The 16,583-nt window shown below is 49.2% G+C and carries 10 protein-coding genes; 6 read left to right on the top strand and 4 right to left on the bottom strand.

Features of this window, described 5'->3' with window-relative positions; all coding sequences use genetic code 11:
- The first annotated feature begins 260 nt into the window (after positions 1-260).
- Together SU32_RS06270 and SU32_RS06265 are read left to right on the top strand one after the other, a co-directional pair.
- On the top strand, positions 261-1,976 hold the full coding sequence (locus SU32_RS06270) for a tetratricopeptide repeat-containing sulfotransferase family protein (protein WP_053998490.1): 1,716 nt from the start codon (positions 261-263) through the stop codon (positions 1,974-1,976).
- Between the two features lie 62 nt (positions 1,977-2,038).
- On the top strand, positions 2,039-3,742 hold the full coding sequence (locus SU32_RS06265; protein ID WP_053998489.1) for a tetratricopeptide repeat-containing sulfotransferase family protein: 1,704 nt from the start codon (positions 2,039-2,041) through the stop codon (positions 3,740-3,742).
- Here the strand turns inward: SU32_RS06265 and SU32_RS06260 are convergent.
- Together SU32_RS06260 and SU32_RS06255 are read right to left on the bottom strand one after the other, a co-directional pair.
- Positions 3,726-5,945, bottom strand: a complete 2,220-nt coding sequence (locus SU32_RS06260; RefSeq protein ID WP_053998488.1) for a transglycosylase domain-containing protein — start codon at positions 5,943-5,945, stop codon at positions 3,726-3,728. The two genes, SU32_RS06265 and SU32_RS06260, sit on opposite strands and share 17 nt — an antisense overlap.
- 128 nt (positions 5,946-6,073) lie before the next feature.
- Positions 6,074-7,456 carry a M20/M25/M40 family metallo-hydrolase gene (locus SU32_RS06255; protein WP_053998487.1) on the bottom strand — a complete coding sequence of 461 codons (1,383 nt, stop codon included), beginning with the start codon at positions 7,454-7,456 and terminating at the stop codon, positions 6,074-6,076.
- Between the two features lie 452 nt (positions 7,457-7,908).
- Between SU32_RS06255 and SU32_RS06245 the strand changes: the two genes are divergently transcribed.
- Positions 7,909-11,295, top strand: a complete 3,387-nt coding sequence (locus SU32_RS06245) for an SIS domain-containing protein (RefSeq protein ID WP_053998485.1) — start codon at positions 7,909-7,911, stop codon at positions 11,293-11,295.
- A 26-nt stretch (positions 11,296-11,321) separates the two neighbouring features.
- On the opposite strand, the gene SU32_RS06240 is transcribed toward SU32_RS06245, so the two are convergent.
- The gene (locus tag SU32_RS06240; protein WP_053998484.1) at positions 11,322-13,538 is read right to left on the bottom strand and encodes an AGE family epimerase/isomerase; all 2,217 of its coding nucleotides are present in this window, start codon (positions 13,536-13,538) and stop codon (positions 11,322-11,324) included.
- A 262-nt stretch (positions 13,539-13,800) separates the two neighbouring features.
- Here SU32_RS06240 and SU32_RS06235 point away from each other — a divergent pair, with 262 nt between their 5' ends.
- The 3 genes from SU32_RS06235 to SU32_RS06225 all read left to right on the top strand — a co-directional run bounded on the left by SU32_RS06235 (position 13,801) and on the right by SU32_RS06225 (position 15,607).
- Complete coding sequence (locus tag SU32_RS06235) at positions 13,801-14,283, top strand: pilus assembly protein N-terminal domain-containing protein (protein ID WP_201454891.1); 483 nt, start codon at positions 13,801-13,803, stop codon at positions 14,281-14,283.
- Positions 14,284-14,418: 135 nt separating this feature from the next.
- Positions 14,419-14,967: a TadE/TadG family type IV pilus assembly protein gene (locus SU32_RS06230; RefSeq protein ID WP_053998483.1), complete on the top strand. Its 549-nt coding sequence runs from the start codon at positions 14,419-14,421 to the stop codon at positions 14,965-14,967.
- A 25-nt stretch (positions 14,968-14,992) separates the two neighbouring features.
- Positions 14,993-15,607 carry a TadE/TadG family type IV pilus assembly protein gene (locus SU32_RS06225; RefSeq protein WP_053998482.1) on the top strand — a complete coding sequence of 205 codons (615 nt, stop codon included), beginning with the start codon at positions 14,993-14,995 and terminating at the stop codon, positions 15,605-15,607.
- 28 nt (positions 15,608-15,635) lie between these two features.
- Here SU32_RS06225 and SU32_RS06220 read toward each other — a convergent pair whose 3' ends face one another.
- Entirely contained in the window at positions 15,636-16,541 is a 906-nt protein-coding gene (locus SU32_RS06220) for a phosphate/phosphite/phosphonate ABC transporter substrate-binding protein (RefSeq protein WP_160316295.1), read from the bottom strand.
- Positions 16,542-16,583 lie beyond the last annotated feature (42 nt).

Genomic DNA, 16,583 nt, shown 5'->3' with positions numbered 1-16,583 from the left:
CCCGTTACGGCGTTCCTCAATACAGTCCCTAGTTGGCTTAAATATTATTGATGCTCAGACCCCCTGAACACCGTTGCGGCGTATATAAGAAAGCGTTTTTTCCGGCGCAAGGCTGCACAGCGGGTAAATTTTGCTGTTTTTGCAATAAAAACGCACGCGTTGAGACTTTTTCAAACGCATTTACACCGCCAAATGCAGTTTAGAACACTTACAGGCAAGGTTGATCCTTTACAACGGCCGGAAAAGACCGGAGTGAAGCAGTGACCTTTGTCGACAGTTCTTTCAAACAGGCAAAAGCGTTTGCCAAAGCAGGTAAATTTGCTGATGCGCGCGCGGTTTACGCAGCTGTAATCGAGAAATATCCAGCCAACCAACGCGCCAGAGACGGCTTTCGCGCCCTTGAAGCACAATTTATCGGTCAGAAACGCAGCTTAACAGAAGAAGAAAAGCGCACATTATTTAAAGCGATAAACGAGCGTCGACTGAATGACGCCCTTTCATTTGCTCAAACATGTATTCAAAACTGCGGTCCGAGCGTGTTCATCTATAATATTCTGGGATTGATATTTGACCGGGTGGGCGATCAGCGCCGCGCTTCGGAATATTTCGAGATCGCCGTAAAACTGCGCCCTGACGATCCTGAGATTTTGAGCAACTATGGCCAATGTTTAAAAGCAGCCGGCCGGTATGAACAGGCAAAGGAAATGCTGGAAACTGCACTCACCTTTGATCCCAATTCTGCTCAGGCATATAATAATCTTGGTCAGGTATTAAGAGAGACAGGCGAGGATGAGCGCGCCATCGCGTGTTTCCAAAAAACTGTCGAGCTTGACCCCGGCGCACCGCAACCGCTGTCCAATATCGCCACTGTTCTGCGCGAATCCGGTGACAAAAAAGGTGCCAAGCAATATTATGAGGCCGCGCTTGAAGTCGCTCCGCATTCAGGTGAAATCTTACGCAACTTGGCAATGCTTAATCCGGCCAAGCCGGATGATCCGCTTTTTGAAAAACTCGAAAAAGCGATCGAACAGCACGGCGATAATATTTATGAGCAAATGAATATCCGTTTTGCTTTGGCCAAAGCCAAAGATGACATCAAAGATTATGATGACGCTTTTAAAGAATTCAAAGCCGCCAACGACATTGGATTAGAGCAATCCCTTTATTCCAAAGAGCGGCATGACAAAGCATTTGCTGAGCTAAAACAGTGTTTTGAGGAGGATCACGCAGGGCTGGATGCAGTTGAGCCACTTGCCTCAAGGCCAATTTTTGTTCTTGGCATGCCGCGTTCGGGCACCTCATTGGTCGAGCAAATATTATCAACCCATTCTGATGTTTATGGCGGCGGTGAATTACCTTATATGGCAAGCGCAGTAGCCCCGGTATTTCCAAAGCTTCTGAGCAAAGAGCTTGCAGCGCCTGATGCATGGAACCACATACGCGGCGCATTTTTTCAGCCTTTGGAAAAAGAGCTGAAATTCCCGGTTTTCACCGACAAGATGCCTATGAATTTCCGCTTCACCGGCTTTATTCTCAAAGCATTTCCTGAGGCAAAAGTCATTCATACAAAACGTGACGCAATGGCAATTTGCTGGTCGATCTATCGCCGCATGTTCCCGTCAAAAGGCATTGACTACCAATGGTCACTGGAAGCGCTCGGTCACTATTACAACCACTATGTTGACCTGATGGAATTCTGGCAGCAGAAATTTCCGGGGCAAATTTACACCATCGACTATGAAACGCTGACCGAAAACCAAGAAGCGGAAACGCGCAAGCTTCTCGATATATGTGGTTTGGAGTGGCAGGACGCCTGTCTCGAATTTCATAAGAACAGCCGCGCGGTTCGAACAACCAGTAGCGATCAGGTTCGCAAGGCGATGTATAAAGCCAGTTCACAGGAATGGCAGAAATACGAAGCGCATTTGGGTCCGCTTAAACAGGCGCTTGGTTACTCAAAAACGGAGGCTGCTTAAAACAGATGACTTTCCGTTCGAACAGGAAGCCCAACTCCATTTAAACTAAACGAAAAGCACCAATGACCTTTGTCGATAAGTCTCTAAAACAAGCCAAGAGTTTGGCTAAGTCTGGCAAGCTGGAAGAAGCGCGCGCGCTTTATGAAGCCGTTTTGGAGCGCTTCCCGACCAATAAGCGTGCGCTTGAAGCTTATCAGTCACTTGAAGCCCCTTCCAAAGGTCAAAAACGCTCAGTCACACCGGATGAGCAAGCAAAACTCATTAAAGCTGTTAACGACAACCAGTTGCAAGCGGCGCTAAACTTCGCCAACGGGCTGATACAGCAATGCGGACAGAGCGCCTTTCTGTTTAATATTATAGGCAATATTTTTGAACGCGCAGGCAATTATGCCAACGCCATTTCAAATTATGAGGCCGCACTTCAGCTTAAACCGAACGATGCCAATATTCTGAGTAATTTTGCCAATACACTCAATATTATCGGCGACTATGAGCGTGCGCGCAGCGTTCTCACCCATGCAATCACATCGGATCCCAAATCTGCGACAGCCTATATGGCGCTCGGCAACACACTGCATGAATTAGGTGACATTGAAGAGGCTAAAAAGGCGTTTCAAAAAGCAACCCAGCTAAAGCCCGATCTTGCAGAGCCGCTTTCCAGCCTTGGAAACCTGTATTTTGAAACAGGCGAAAAGGAACAGGCTGAGAAATATTATCAAGCAGCATTAAAAGTGTCGCCTCACAGAGCGGAAATAGCGCGAAGCCTTTATTCACTTCGAAAAACACAGAAGGATGATCCGGCCTTCAAACATCTCTTATCAGAGCTTGATCATCACAAAAATCACCCTGAAGCTTTGATGAACATTCACTTCGCACTCGGCAAAGCCTTCGACGATGTAAGTGAATATGAAAAGGCGTTTGAGCACTTCAAACAAGCCAATGAGCTGGGTGCACAGAAGGCCAGCTACAATCCGAAAGAACAGGAACCTGTTTTTCAGAAAATCAAAGCTTGCTTTGCCAATGGCTGTCCTCAAATTTCACGGCAAGAACCGGCAAAGGCCAGGCCAATTTTCATCCTCGGAATGCCACGCTCAGGCACATCCTTGGTCGAACAAATTCTTGCCAGTCACAGCGATGTATATGGCGCTGGTGAATTACCCCATTTGGGCCGGGCTGTTATACCCCATTTGAAGAAGAATGCCGAAAGCACGGCCCCCGACCAGAATGTCCTTAGTGATATTCGCGCCAATTATCTTGCGAAAGTTAAAGCGCCGGATGGCGCCAGCGCATTTACAGATAAGCTGCCAATGAATTTTCGCTGGATCGGGTTTATTCTAACAGCCCTGCCGGAAGCAAAAGTTTTGCACATTAGGCGCGACCCAATGGCTATTTGCTGGTCGATTTATAGAACATGCTTTCCAACTGTTGCGCTTGCTTATCAATGGAAGCTGGAAACGATCGCTCACTACTATAGGCTGTATGAGGATTTGATGCAGTTTTGGGAGAAACAATTTCCTGACCGCATCATCACAGTTGACTACGATCAGCTAACAGAAAATCAAGAGCAGGCAACGCGTGACCTAGTGGCGGTTTGCGGCCTCGAATGGGACGAGAACTGCCTTGACTTCCAAAATGCAAAACGCTCGGTGCGCACCGCCAGTGCCGGACAGGTTCGCCAGGCCATGTATAAAGCCAGTTCACAAGCATGGTTGAATTATGAGGCGGAACTACAACCGCTGAAAGATGCTCTTAACGCCCCAGAATAATATCAACCAGTGAACGCGGCTTGTCATTGCCCGCAACATTTTCGCCTACCCCGACCTTTGGACGCGGGTTAGAGGCCGTTATCCTATTATCGAGAACTTGCTGCTCCAAATTCGCTGCATTGCTGCCGCCAACCGGCACAGAGGGGCGCTGAACCATCAGATCGTTAGGGCGCTGTTGCGGCACGATCGTAATCGGTTGATAGCCCGGCAAATCGGCAACCGGCACACCCTCATGTGCTTTGACCATGAATGAATGCCAAGCCTTCACCGGAAGTCCTCCACCGGTAATCCCTTTCATCGGCGAACCATCATCATTGCCAAACCATACGCCAGTTGTCAGATTGCGCGTGTAGCCGATGAACCACGCATCACGGTTGCTCTGACTGGTGCCGGTTTTTCCTGCTGCGGCGTGATTGAACTTTGCGCCGCGTGCGGTACCATTGCGCACTGTCTGCGCCATCATCGCATTCATCATGCCCGCAACATCAGCCGAAATCACGCGTGCCGACTGCGGAATATGCTCATAGAGCACCTTGCCTTCCATTGTCGTAATACGCTGAACCATATGCGGTTTGGCGCGATAACCACCGGTTGCAAATGGCGTATATGCACTTGTCAGTTCCAATAGTGTAACTTCGGAGGTTCCCAAGGAAAGAGAGGCATTTGCTTCCAGCTTCGACGTAATGCCCATGCGATGCGCTGTCTTGGCGACATTGCCCGCACCATTTTCCATGATCAGCTGAGCAGCGACCGAGTTTAGAGATTTGGAGAGCGCTGTCGTGAGTGTGACCTGACCGTAATATTTCCCGTTATAGTTTTCCGGTGACCATTTACCTATTCTGATCGGCGCATCATTGCGCACGGAATTCGGTGTCATTCCATTTTCAAGAGCAGCCAGAAACACAAATGGCTTGAAGCTGGAGCCCGGTTGTCTTTTGGCTTCCGAAGCACGATCAAATTGTGAATTGGCATAATCATAGCCACCAACCATCGCGCGAACGGCGCCTGTTCCGTCGATTGAAACCAACGCGCCCTGGCTAACCTTTAACTTTTCACCATTTTCAGCAATCAGCTCGCGTATTGCCTCTTCGCCGAATTTCTGAAGTGATAGATCGACAGTCGTATCAACGATGACATCTTGCTTGATCTCACCGATAAGTTCCTGAACCTGATCCATCACATGATCTGCAACATAGTTTTCAGAACCGGTCCAATAGGCCGCAGCCTTGGTGGTCGGGCCTGAAAGCGCCGCAGTCATTTCTGAATCAGACACCATGCCTTGTGCCCGCATTGCAGAAAGTACAATCTGCGAACGTGCCTCGGCGGCTTGCGGGTTTTTGGCTGGCGATAAACGCGATGGCGCCTTGACCAAGCCTGCCAGCAATGCCGCCTGCGGCAATGAAACATCACGTGCGCTTTTGTTAAAATAACGGCGGCTGGCGGCTTCAACGCCGTAAGCCCCCGAACCGAAATAGACACGATTCAAATACATTTCCAAAATCTGGCTCTTGGAATATTTTTGCTCCAACCATAGCGCCAGCAGCAATTCCTGCACCTTGCGGCCCATAGTGCGTTCCGGTGAAAGAAAGAGATTCTTTGCAAGCTGCTGGGTAATCGTAGACCCGCCCTGCACCAAGCGGCCAGACATAACATTGCGCATCATAGCACGGATAAAACCAATTGGATCAAATCCGAAATGCGAATAATAGCGACGGTCTTCAATCGCTATGATTGCCTGTGGAATATAGGGCGACATGTCATGCAACCCTACGGCGGCCCCTCCGGTGGTTCCGCGATTGGCAACCAAGGCACCATTGACTGACACGATTTTTACATTTGGCGGACGATCTGGAATTTGCCATGTCGATGCGGACGGCATTTGCGCGCCGTAATAGGCAACAATACCGACAATCCCGATACCGCCCCAGATACACATAATGAAAGACCAATAGAACAGTCCGCCAATAAAACCGCGGCCACGGTTTCGCGAACGGCCTTTCGCACTCCGGTTATTCTTTCTGCGCTTTGTGCCTGATTTTGCCTTTGCAGGTGCCTTACGTGCTGTCGCTTTTTTGGTGCGTTTTTTGGGTGGGCGCGCCGCACGATCATCATCCGTTACAGAAAAATCTGCCGCAGCTCTTTTTGACGGGTGATCGGCAAAACGCGGCTCGACGCGTTTTTTCGGCTTTTTACGAAATATCATCAGACCAGAATCACCGTACTCACTGCAAAATCGGTATTTCCGTGTGACTATAAAATATGGCGTTTAAAGGGGCGTTAACGGCAAGTTTATGCAACTTGCCGCTTTTTAATGATCTTGATGGAGATCAGTTAGCCAAGTGCGGCGAGAATACGTGCCCAAGAACGCTGGCCTTTGTGGAATGACTTCAAGTTATATTTCTCATTCGGCGAGTGAATACGATCGTCAGATTGTGCAAACCCGACAAGAAGCGAGTCCATACCCAGCAAGGTCTGAAAATCCCCGACGACCGGGATAGACCCGCCCATTCCGATCATTACCGCCGGTTTTGGCCATTCTTCAGACAGAACATCTTTGGCTTTATTCAATAATTCAGAATCATAAGGCAGTTGAATTCCCGGCGAAGCGCCATGCTCTTTGAATTCAACAGAGCAATCTTCCGGCACGCGATCTTCAACAAATGCACGGAAATTTCTGCGGATAGCATGCGGATCCTGATCACCGACCAGACGGAAGGAAACTTTTGCCGATGCCTCAGCCGCGATCACTGTTTTAAAGCCTTCTCCGGTATAACCACCGGTGATGCCATTTACTTCAGCTGTCGGGCGCGCCCAAGCCAGCTCCAGCGCTGAACGCCCTTCTTCTCCTGACGGTTTTGAAAGACCGATTGCACCCAAAAAGTCCTCATCTGTACGGCCCAGCGCTTTCCAGCTCTCCAAAATCTCCTCTGGTGTTTCTTTAACACCATCATAAAACCCATTGATTGTAACGCGGCCCTTATCGTCATGAAGGTCAGCAAGAATTTTGGATAAAATATGAATAGGGTTGGCAGCAACACCGCCAAAATAACCTGAATGAAGGTCGCGATCCGCAGCTTTGATGATGATTTCCTCACCCAGCAAGCCACGCAAACCGGCAGAAATAGCAGGTGTGTCAGTATCCCACATATTTGTATCGCAAACCAAAGCACAATCAGATTTCAGTTCTTCGGCATTTTCCTTCAAAAACGGAACGAGCGATGGTGAGCCGCTTTCTTCCTCACCCTCAAACAGGATCGTGACCCGGCAGGGCAAGCAGCCTTCCACTGCTTTGAATGCGCGGCATGCCTCCACAAAGGTCATCAATTGTCCTTTATCGTCAGAAGAGCCGCGTCCTGTAATGACCTTCTGCCCGTCAACTTCCTTGATTTTTGGCTCAAACGGCGGATCAACCCACAAGCCCAGTGGATCGACGGGCTGCACGTCGTAGTGACCGTAAAACAATACATGGGGCGCATTTTCAGATGGGCCTCCATGATGAGCAACAACCATCGGATGACCTGGCGTATCGCGAACACTCGCGTCGAAACCGATGGATTTAAGGTCTTCAACCAGCCATTCAGCCGCTTTACGACAATCTGCTTTGAAAGCCGGATCCGTCGAAATTGATCTAATCCGCAGAAGTTCGAACAAATGCGTCACACTGCTGTCCAGTTGGGCATCGATATGTTCAAGAACTGAATTTGGGGCGGACATGAAGCTCTCCATATGGTTTGTCTAATCTTTGGCATACATGAGCCGGACGCCGACGTTTGTCAAAGACTGAAACCGTGGATTACATAAAGAAAAGCCACCGTGTGAATTTCTTCACGGTGGCAATATTATCAATATTCTGGAATGACGGGAAGTGGGGTATGCGTCATCCAATTTGTGCGACAATGGGGGTTATCGAGACAAATTCGGCATTTTCTGCCGCTATACTTTATACAAACCCCAAAAAATGGCGGAATAAGGGCGGGCACAGACCCTTGAACATCCAATACAAAGCCTTGCGTAATGGTAACCTAAATTACAATATTGCAAGATCATGTGAAAAAGCGCGCTCTGATTTTTCTTGAGTGATTTGTCAGCGCCATATTTATAGTTATAAGCACCCGCAAGGACGGGTATTATAGTTTAACAACTCTCAGTTATAAGGCGCTATCTAGATGTGCGGAATTGCCGGCTTTATCAGCAATAATTTTTCTACTGAAACGGCTAACCTTGAATGGTTGCTAGACCTTGCACAAAAAAGCAAAACGCTGCCCGATGGTGCTGATGCCGCTGAGGGGTTGTCGTCTATCGTGGCTGTCCTTGAGCAACGTTTCAGCGATCTGATGGCAATATCCACACTGCGCGCAGTCGTTCTTGACACCACAATCGAGGACAACATTCGCCAATTATCCGACACGCTATCGTCACACGAAAAAACGCTCACCGCTCTATCACAAGCAGGACGTACCGATCTTGATCCGCTGATCGAAAGCCTGCGCGATTATAGCTGGCAGCTTCATGCCGAAATAGCAGACCATGCAAAAGCTGCAGGGAAATTGGCTGTTAAAGCCGATCTGAACACCGGCACAGCTTTGCATGTCGCCATTGCCTCGGAATATGTACTTCGTTCTATCGACAGACTTGAAGTGCGCGGACGCGATTCTGCGGGCATTGCAATTCAAATCAACGTTGATGAAAACGCTGTTTCGTCGATGAACGGCGGTTTAACGGCAAGTTATAATGAACGCCGCAAAGACACACATGCCGGAGATATGTCCATTTATCAGGAAGCCCGCAATGATGGCGGACTTAGCCTGACCTTTGTCTACAAGACAGCAAACCTCGTCGGGCGCCTCGGTGATAACGGCGCGGCCCTGCGTGCTTCAATTGCTGGTGATGCCGTTCTGTGGTCGATTGCCGCCCATGCAATAAGCGCAAGCATTTTATCGCACACACGCTGGGCATCGCATGGTGTTATCTCTGTCGCCAATTGCCACCCGCACAACCCTTCCCTTTCAAGTGATATGCCAGACAGTACGGAGACCCAACTTGGCGCGATGTATGCGCTCAATGGTGATGTGGACAACCACATGGAACTGCTGGAAGAGTTTGTAACCAAGCGAGATCTGGCCGTTGATACCGCGATTACAACCGACGCAAAAATCATCCCCATAACCGACCGTATCTCTGCAAGCATGGATAATGACCGGTTGGAGCAGTTCCGTGCAGCAACACGCAGGCTCGATGGATCTGTTGCTATCGGATGCATCGACCCATTCCACCCCGGGACGGTATTTCTTGCACAAAAAGGTTCAGGGCAAGGATTGCACGCTGCACGTCTGAAAGATGGTTGGATCTTTGCATCAGAGGTGTACGGTCTCTGCAATGCCGCTTTAACAAGCTATAATCTTGCACGCTCAGTGGCAGGTGGCTCCGTCATAAAGCTTACCGGAAACAGCGACATAATTGATATGCGCACTGTGTCTGACGGCAAGTCCGTCGAAGTGAAGGCGGAGAACAACCAGATCTTCGCACGTGACATATATCGCGGCGCATTCGATCATTTTCTTGAAAAGGAAATCAATGACGGCCCTGCAAGCGTGGCAAAAACGCTGCGCGGGCGCTATCGGCGCGAAGGGTCGTTTATTGCCTTCAACGACCTGCCGACAGACATCTGGCAGGGCTTGCGTGAAAATCTAAAAGGCGGCCTGTCGCGCGTCTATGTAATCGGCCAAGGTACGGCCGGTGTGGCCGCGGTTGGCATTGGCCATTTGATCGAAAAAGCACTGGGGCGCGATGCGCGCCGGAAAATTCCGGTAATGGCTATCCGGTCATCCGAGCTGTCTGCTGACATTGAAGCCTATAATTTTGACCGCGCCTTGGTGATTGCCGTCTCCCAATCAGGAACGACGACTGACACAAACCGTGCTGTTGATCTGGCCAGAGAACGCGGTGCATTTGTTCATGCCATCGTAAACCGCCGCAATTCCGATCTCGTGCGCAAAGCAGACTCAGCATTATTTACATCTGATGGTCGCGATGTGGAGATGTCTGTTGCCTCGACAAAGGCGTTCTACAGTCAAATCACTGCCGGCAAGCTAACAGCCATGTTTCTGGCAGACCAATTACAGACAATGACCGATGTTGAGCTTGCCTATGAAATTGGCGAGTTGGAAAAACTACCGGCGCATGTTGCCTCCGTTCTGGCCAATGAAGCACATATCGCAGAATGTGCTCACAGCCTTGCGCCCTATGCGCGTTATTGGGCTGTTACAGGTTCAGGCGTAAATCATGTGGCCGCGCTTGAGATCCGTATCAAATTGTCCGAGCTTTGCTACAAATCCATTCCTGTCGATTACACCGAAGACAAGAAACATATCGACCTTTCAACAGAGCCGTTAACACTGGTTATCGCAAATGACCTGCCGGGTGATCTTGTTGGCGATGTGGTCAAGGAAGCGGCCATTTTCAAAGCCCATAATGGCCGGCCTATTGTCTTTGCAACGGAAGGTGCAGATGCGGACGCTTTTGGTGATTATGCCGAACGCGTTATTGCCTTACCGAAAATTGGCGGCGATCTGGCATTTGTTTTGGCCACAGTTGCAGGCCATTTGTTCGGCTTCCATGCGGCCCGCGCAATTGATGTTGGCGCACAGAAACTAAAACTCATCATGGTCGAACTTGAATTGCTTGCAATGGGCGACAATGCTGCCGATGTTGAGAAAATCATTGATATGGTTGATGCATTTACCGAAGAGGCAATCGAAGGGGCCTTCAACTCCGGTCTCGGTGCAAGCCATACAGCCACAATCGCCAATATTTCGCGTCAATTGATGGCCAACAAAGGCAATGAAGCCGGACTTAAGGCTGTGGCCGAGGCGGCAAGCGAGCCTATCCGCAAAGCATTTGAAGAGACATCAAGACCGATCGACACTATCCGCCATCAAGCAAAGACCGTCACAGTCGGCACAAGCCGTCCGGAAGATGCGCTTTCGCCTGCGGTACGCGATGCGCTGGGCTCACTGGCTTTGGCAGACAGCCGTTTATCATTCGACAACCGCAAGACGCTCGCCTCAGTGTCGCGCGTTGTTGACGGTGTCAGATGGATTGCGTTGATGGACCTTGCACAAGAGCGTGACCACACAATTGTAAAGGCCCCTCAAGACGTTGATCTCCCCCCCGCTATTGCCGCTTACCAAAGTGGTAAAGCACCCATTGGCGTTATCGGCGCAGCACTTGATACACGCCAGCTGTCATGTGGCTACATCAACAAGGAAGCGGTTATTGCTGTTCCGGTGACAGGACTTCACAGCGCGGAAATTGATCATGTTCTTTGTATCGCAGTTGATATGGTTGCCCATGCAAGCCGTGAGCAGAAGACAGCAATCATGCATGTGCTCGACACATATCAGCACACATTGCGCCAATGGGAACAAACATTCGGTACGGATGCCGAAGCCAATCTTCAGCGCCAGATTGCACGCGAAAAGCCTGAAACCGTATTGTTCCATCCCTCAGCTATCGATCCGCTGCTCAGTGATGAAGGCAAGCAGAGCGCCTGATTATTCGGGCGATCTACTGCTTTCAATTAGCGTTCAATGTGCTCTGCAAGCGCGCAGAAAACATGATAGAACGTACTTGATGGCATATCGGGGGCAGTCACCCTGCCCTCGGTGTTAATTGCGTCATACCAACCGCCGTCGATCGGACCGTTAAGGTAGCGCGTGAGCAATACATCCAACATCATTTTGCGGTGACTTGCTGCAACCGAAAGCCCGTTTATTTCAAAAATAATGGCAGCCTTGAGTGCTTCGGTTTGAGGCCAGCATCGCGCATTATCGCTTACGCCTGTCCCATCGGGCTGCATATAATCTGCAGCCGCACCGGTTTGCTCATGATGACCGAACGCACGCGCCGCCGCATAAATTGCTCTGGCTTTAGCTTCAAGGCGCGGCGTTGAGCGATATGAGTTATAGCGCATCAACAACCACGCCCACTCATAACTGTGACCTGGCTCGACAGACAGATCAGCATCTCCTTTTGCTATGGCTGACCAGTCATCATTAAAACGCTCAGTCACCGTTCCGCTTATGCGATCATAGTAATGCCGCTCGAAGAGCTGAACCATTGCCTGCGCTCTATCCAGAAAGCGCTTATCGCCCGTTGCATCATACCAGCCGAGCATTGCTTCAAGGAAATGCATATGGGGGTTCGCGCGGCGCGGCAAAGAGCCTTTCGAATCCTCAAAATAGCCGCCATTGACGGTATCTGCTAAGTGGCTATCCATATAAGCCAATGTTTTGTCGGCCCATTTACGCGCTTCCGGCCAAGCCTTAGCGCGGTAAAGCCATGAAAGACCGAGCAAGACAAAACACTGGTCATAGGTGTCGCGCGTATCATCCAACACCGTACCGTCAGGATTATAAAGATGGATAAAACCACCATCTTCATGCCAACCGGTATTTATCAGCGTATCGAAACAGTGCCGCAGAATTTTGTCTGAATCGCCCTTCCAGCCAAGCAGCGAAGCGTGAGAGAAACAGTAAATCTGTCTTGCGATCACCCGCAGGCGTTTTTGCATATGCGGGGCTGGCTCGGCATCAAAGGTCAGCGCTTCGTGAACGCCGCCATTTTCATAATCGATCCCTTTTTCAGCCCACAGAGGCAAAGCTTTTTCGAAAAGCCATTGCTGGATTTGCTTTTTCGGCCAATGCCGCTTGCGTGTATAGGCATAATCAGCCTTGAAGACCGTCGTCACATCCTTGACGAGATGCGCCTTCTCAGTGCGTGCAACAAGAACCTTGTTATCTTCAGCGATTACTGTCAGCCCCTCAACGCCCGCAATAGCAACCAGCGCATCATCAGCGCGAACATAGTTATTCTTAGCTTCTATATTGATAACATCGCCATAGAGCGCGTTTCCATCGCCATCTTTACTGGCTGCTTCGTAAAGCTGGGTCCATGACCCAAGGTCGTCCCAATCAAAGCTGGCAGGAATAACGCCTATATTATCGGCCTTTTCCATGATGGCGTAATCCATCGAGAGCTTGGGCGCGATATTAAAATTATCATGGTCCAGAAACACAAAAGGGCCATCTGTTTCGGCCAGCTCAACAGCATTTTTCGCTTTGTCCCAGATTTCAGGTTGAAGCCTTTCAAACTCCTCCACCATCCGGCCAACACGGAATAAAAACATACCCGCGTTCCAGAGAAAATTACCTTCCGCCACATATTTTTGCGCTGTTGTGTAATCAGGCTTCTCGCGGAATTTTTCTACCCGGAACCCTTCTTCAAATACTTCACCTTGCTGAATATATCCATATTGTGTTTCCGGCCGCGACGGGGCGATACCCAATGTCATAATAGCATCTGTCTTCGATGCGGTACGGGCAGCTTTTGCAATCGCATCCAGAAAAACTTCATGATTATCAATGCGCGCATCGGACGGCAAAACGACAACCAACTGATCATTATTGCGAGCCGCTACAAATGCTGTAACCGCAGCGATCGCCGCTGCTGTGTCACGTACGGAAGGTTCCAATAGAATATTGCTAGGCTGGGTCTCAAACTCTTTTAAAGCGCCATGAAACATCTGCTCGAGCTGTGCATTGCCGAGCACGATCGGCGGTGCAACCGCAAGACCGTTATGGATGCCAACCGGAATACGGGAAGCTGTATTGGTCAATAAAGAGCGGTCATTGAAAAGTGCGTGAAACTGCTTGGGCTTTTCGTCCCGCGACATTGGCCAAAGACGTGAACCGGCTCCGCCACATAAGATAACAGGTGTGATCGAAAGCTCGCTCATGGATTGCTCGAATAGTTAGATGCCAAAACTTAATCGGCCCAACAATACGGCGTAAGCGTAAACCAAACACAAACAGCGACCTTGCGCTGCAAAATAGAGTGCCAGCCTAGTGCTTCGTTTGAAGCAAGATTCTCAGACCGCTATGCAGATTACTGACTATACCGACAGATTATCCTCTATAATTCACTCAAAAGCGCTATGGTTAATGCTTCCTTCAGTTTTCTGCGCAATTTTAGCTATCAGATATGTTTGGAGTTAAGTCATGATCTCGCGTGTTAAACTATTCTGTATGACAGCACTGATAGCTGGTACTCATTTTGTGGCTGCAGCCCATGCGGCAGATTATGTAGCAGAAACTCAACCAGTAGCGCATTCAAATGCTGCTGCAATTAAAGTCGAGTTGAACAATGCAAAGATTGTAAAACTATCACGCCCTGCAACGACAGTAATTGTCGGAAACCCCGAGATAGCAGACGTAACCATTCAGGATGCAGAAACACTTGTTCTAACGGGGCGCGGATTCGGGCGTACAAACCTTGTTATCCTTGATGAATCAGGAACACCTATATTGGACGAGCGCATCGCTGTAAGCCGTGACACGTCATCAATTTTGCGGGTTTACCGCCGCGCGGAAATAGAAAATCTGTCGTGTGAACCTGAATGTGAAGGCGCCTACCTTACCGAAGCTGAACTACAGGCCATCGCGGCGACGAGTGAAGCAAACGATTCAGGCGATGATGATTAACTCATAAGTGCCTTGAAGTGTTTAGACGCAGCACGTGCCAATCTGGTGCGTGCTAGACATTCTATTCGTTTATGAAAGAAGTTTTAAAGATTTTTGCGCTACGCTTCACCGAACCCTGAAGCAGGAGCAGGCAACGTGCGTAGGTTTGGAAAAATTGGCAGGCTTGGTTTCGCCTTAAGCCGGTTTAAGCATAATAAAGACGGCGCAACAGCGATTGAATTCGGTATTCTCGCTATTCCCTTTATTATGATTGTTTTTGCTGTTCTGGAAACATCGCTTTCATTTACGGCACAACAGGTAATGGCCAATTCGGTTGATCAGGCCGCGCGAAAGGTGCGTACCGGTCAAATCGACCCAAAAACCACGAATAAAGAACAATTCCGCGCGATGATCTGCAACGATCTGGAGATAATGGTATCATCCGGTTGCCCTGATCTTGAGTTCGATCTGAAATCTTATGCCAAATTCTCGGATGTGCCGAAAACGATTCCGATGGAAAATCCAAAGAAGCTGGACACAACCGGCTTTACCTATGCACCCGGCGGTGCCGGCACCATCAATCATTTGCGTGTTTTTTATCGCTGGCCGGTCATTACCGATATTATGAAATCACATATTTCAGGCTTGGAAGACGGCAAAACCCTTCTTTACTCCTCCTCCACTTGGCAAAACGAACCATTCTAGAGTCCGCAATTTGAGAACATTACGCATGACAAAAACAATCAGGCAAAAACAGTTCCGCGGCGTTTTTAATGGATTTCGCAAAAACAAAAGCGGTATGGCTGCAGTGGAATTCGCGCTTATCGTTCCGCTTCTTTTGGCAATGTATCTTGGTACGGTTGAAATCTCTACGGGAATTACTGTCAACAAACGCGCAGCACGTGTTGCAAGTACCGTTGCGGATCTGGTTACACAACAATCAGAAGTGGACAGAAAAACGCTCGATGCGATGTTGGAGATCGGCGCGGCAATTATGTTTCCTTATACCGCTGACCAGCCCAAAATCACAATTGTGGGCATAGATGTGGATGAAGACCACCCTGAAGGCGGAGAAATCATCTGGTCGCGCCGTTATAATAAGGGTAAGTTTGACAATGGACTTGGCTCCGGCAACGGTACTAAAATCGGCGTACCCAAGCGTTTGATCATCGATGAAACTTTCCTCGTTAAAGTTACGACTGAAATCGAGTACCGGCCTATCGTAACTTGGGCGCTTGGTTCGAAAACAGACTCAAACGGCAACACCTATACTGCGATCGACATGTCTGAGGAGTATTGGTTGCGCCCGCGTATCACCGATACTGTTAAATGTAGTGACTGTTAAATTCAGCTTTTAGCCTTTTTGAAAAGGCCTATTGCTCCGCCAAGGCCCGCACCATCTGGCTTGCCACACTATAATCTTCTTTCGATACCGCCTGCATAGCGCCGCCAAGCTCAGGCGAAATGGCATCATATGCCAGCGGCTCCTTTTCATTTATTGATACAAGAGCGTCTCTAATCGCGTCTATGGCTTCTTTAGGCAGATTTTTGCGTACAGTATGCGGCCCATATAGAACCGCCTCCGAACGCCATAAAACGGCAGGTTCCAACTCTGAATCTTTTCCCACATTATCTAAAAACTCATTCTCATATCGCTTTTCCGTGCCTTGCGTTGCGTGCTCCCAAGCAAAAAATCCATCAACTTTTCCTGCCTGAAAAAGTCTTACTGCTTCAAACTGGCTTGCTGTTTGGACAATGTCCGCACCACTTTCACCCAGTTGTTTTTCTGCAGGCCGGAAAAAAGCATGAGGCAACATAAAGCCTGTTAACGAAGAAGCCGGTCCCACAGCAATTTTCCGCCCCTCAATATCGTTTAAGTCGGCCATAACTTTCTGATTGGCAATCAATACCGAGCGAACACTATCGGCACCATTTTCAGACACCGGAGCCGCTATCGGCACAACACATGAGCAAAAAGCATCGAGCGTTGCAAAACCCGCTGTTGGCAATATCGCATATTCGATACGTGAAGCGGCGACAGCATCGATGAGCGCGGACGCATCATTAGCCTGAAAAATTTCAACCGGCATATTCAGCGCCTCGGCAAGATGTTTGCGAAACAGGTCAAAACTGCCTTTGCGTGGCGGCTCACCGTGAAGAGCAGAAATGCCGACGCGGAACACACCCATGTCACTGCGCCAGTCAGCCAAAGCCGGCGCAGTCAACATCGCTGACATCAATAAAGATATAGATACTGTTTCAATTCGTTTTCTACTCATCGACGACCTTTGAGCTTTAAACATTGGTGGACCGCAACCATC

The organism is Ahrensia marina, assembly GCF_001293565.1.
Lineage (GTDB): Bacteria > Pseudomonadota > Alphaproteobacteria > Rhizobiales > Rhizobiaceae > Ahrensia > Ahrensia marina.
The sequence above is the reverse complement of the archived record's forward strand: the minus strand, read 5'-3'. Positions and strand labels throughout refer to the sequence as shown.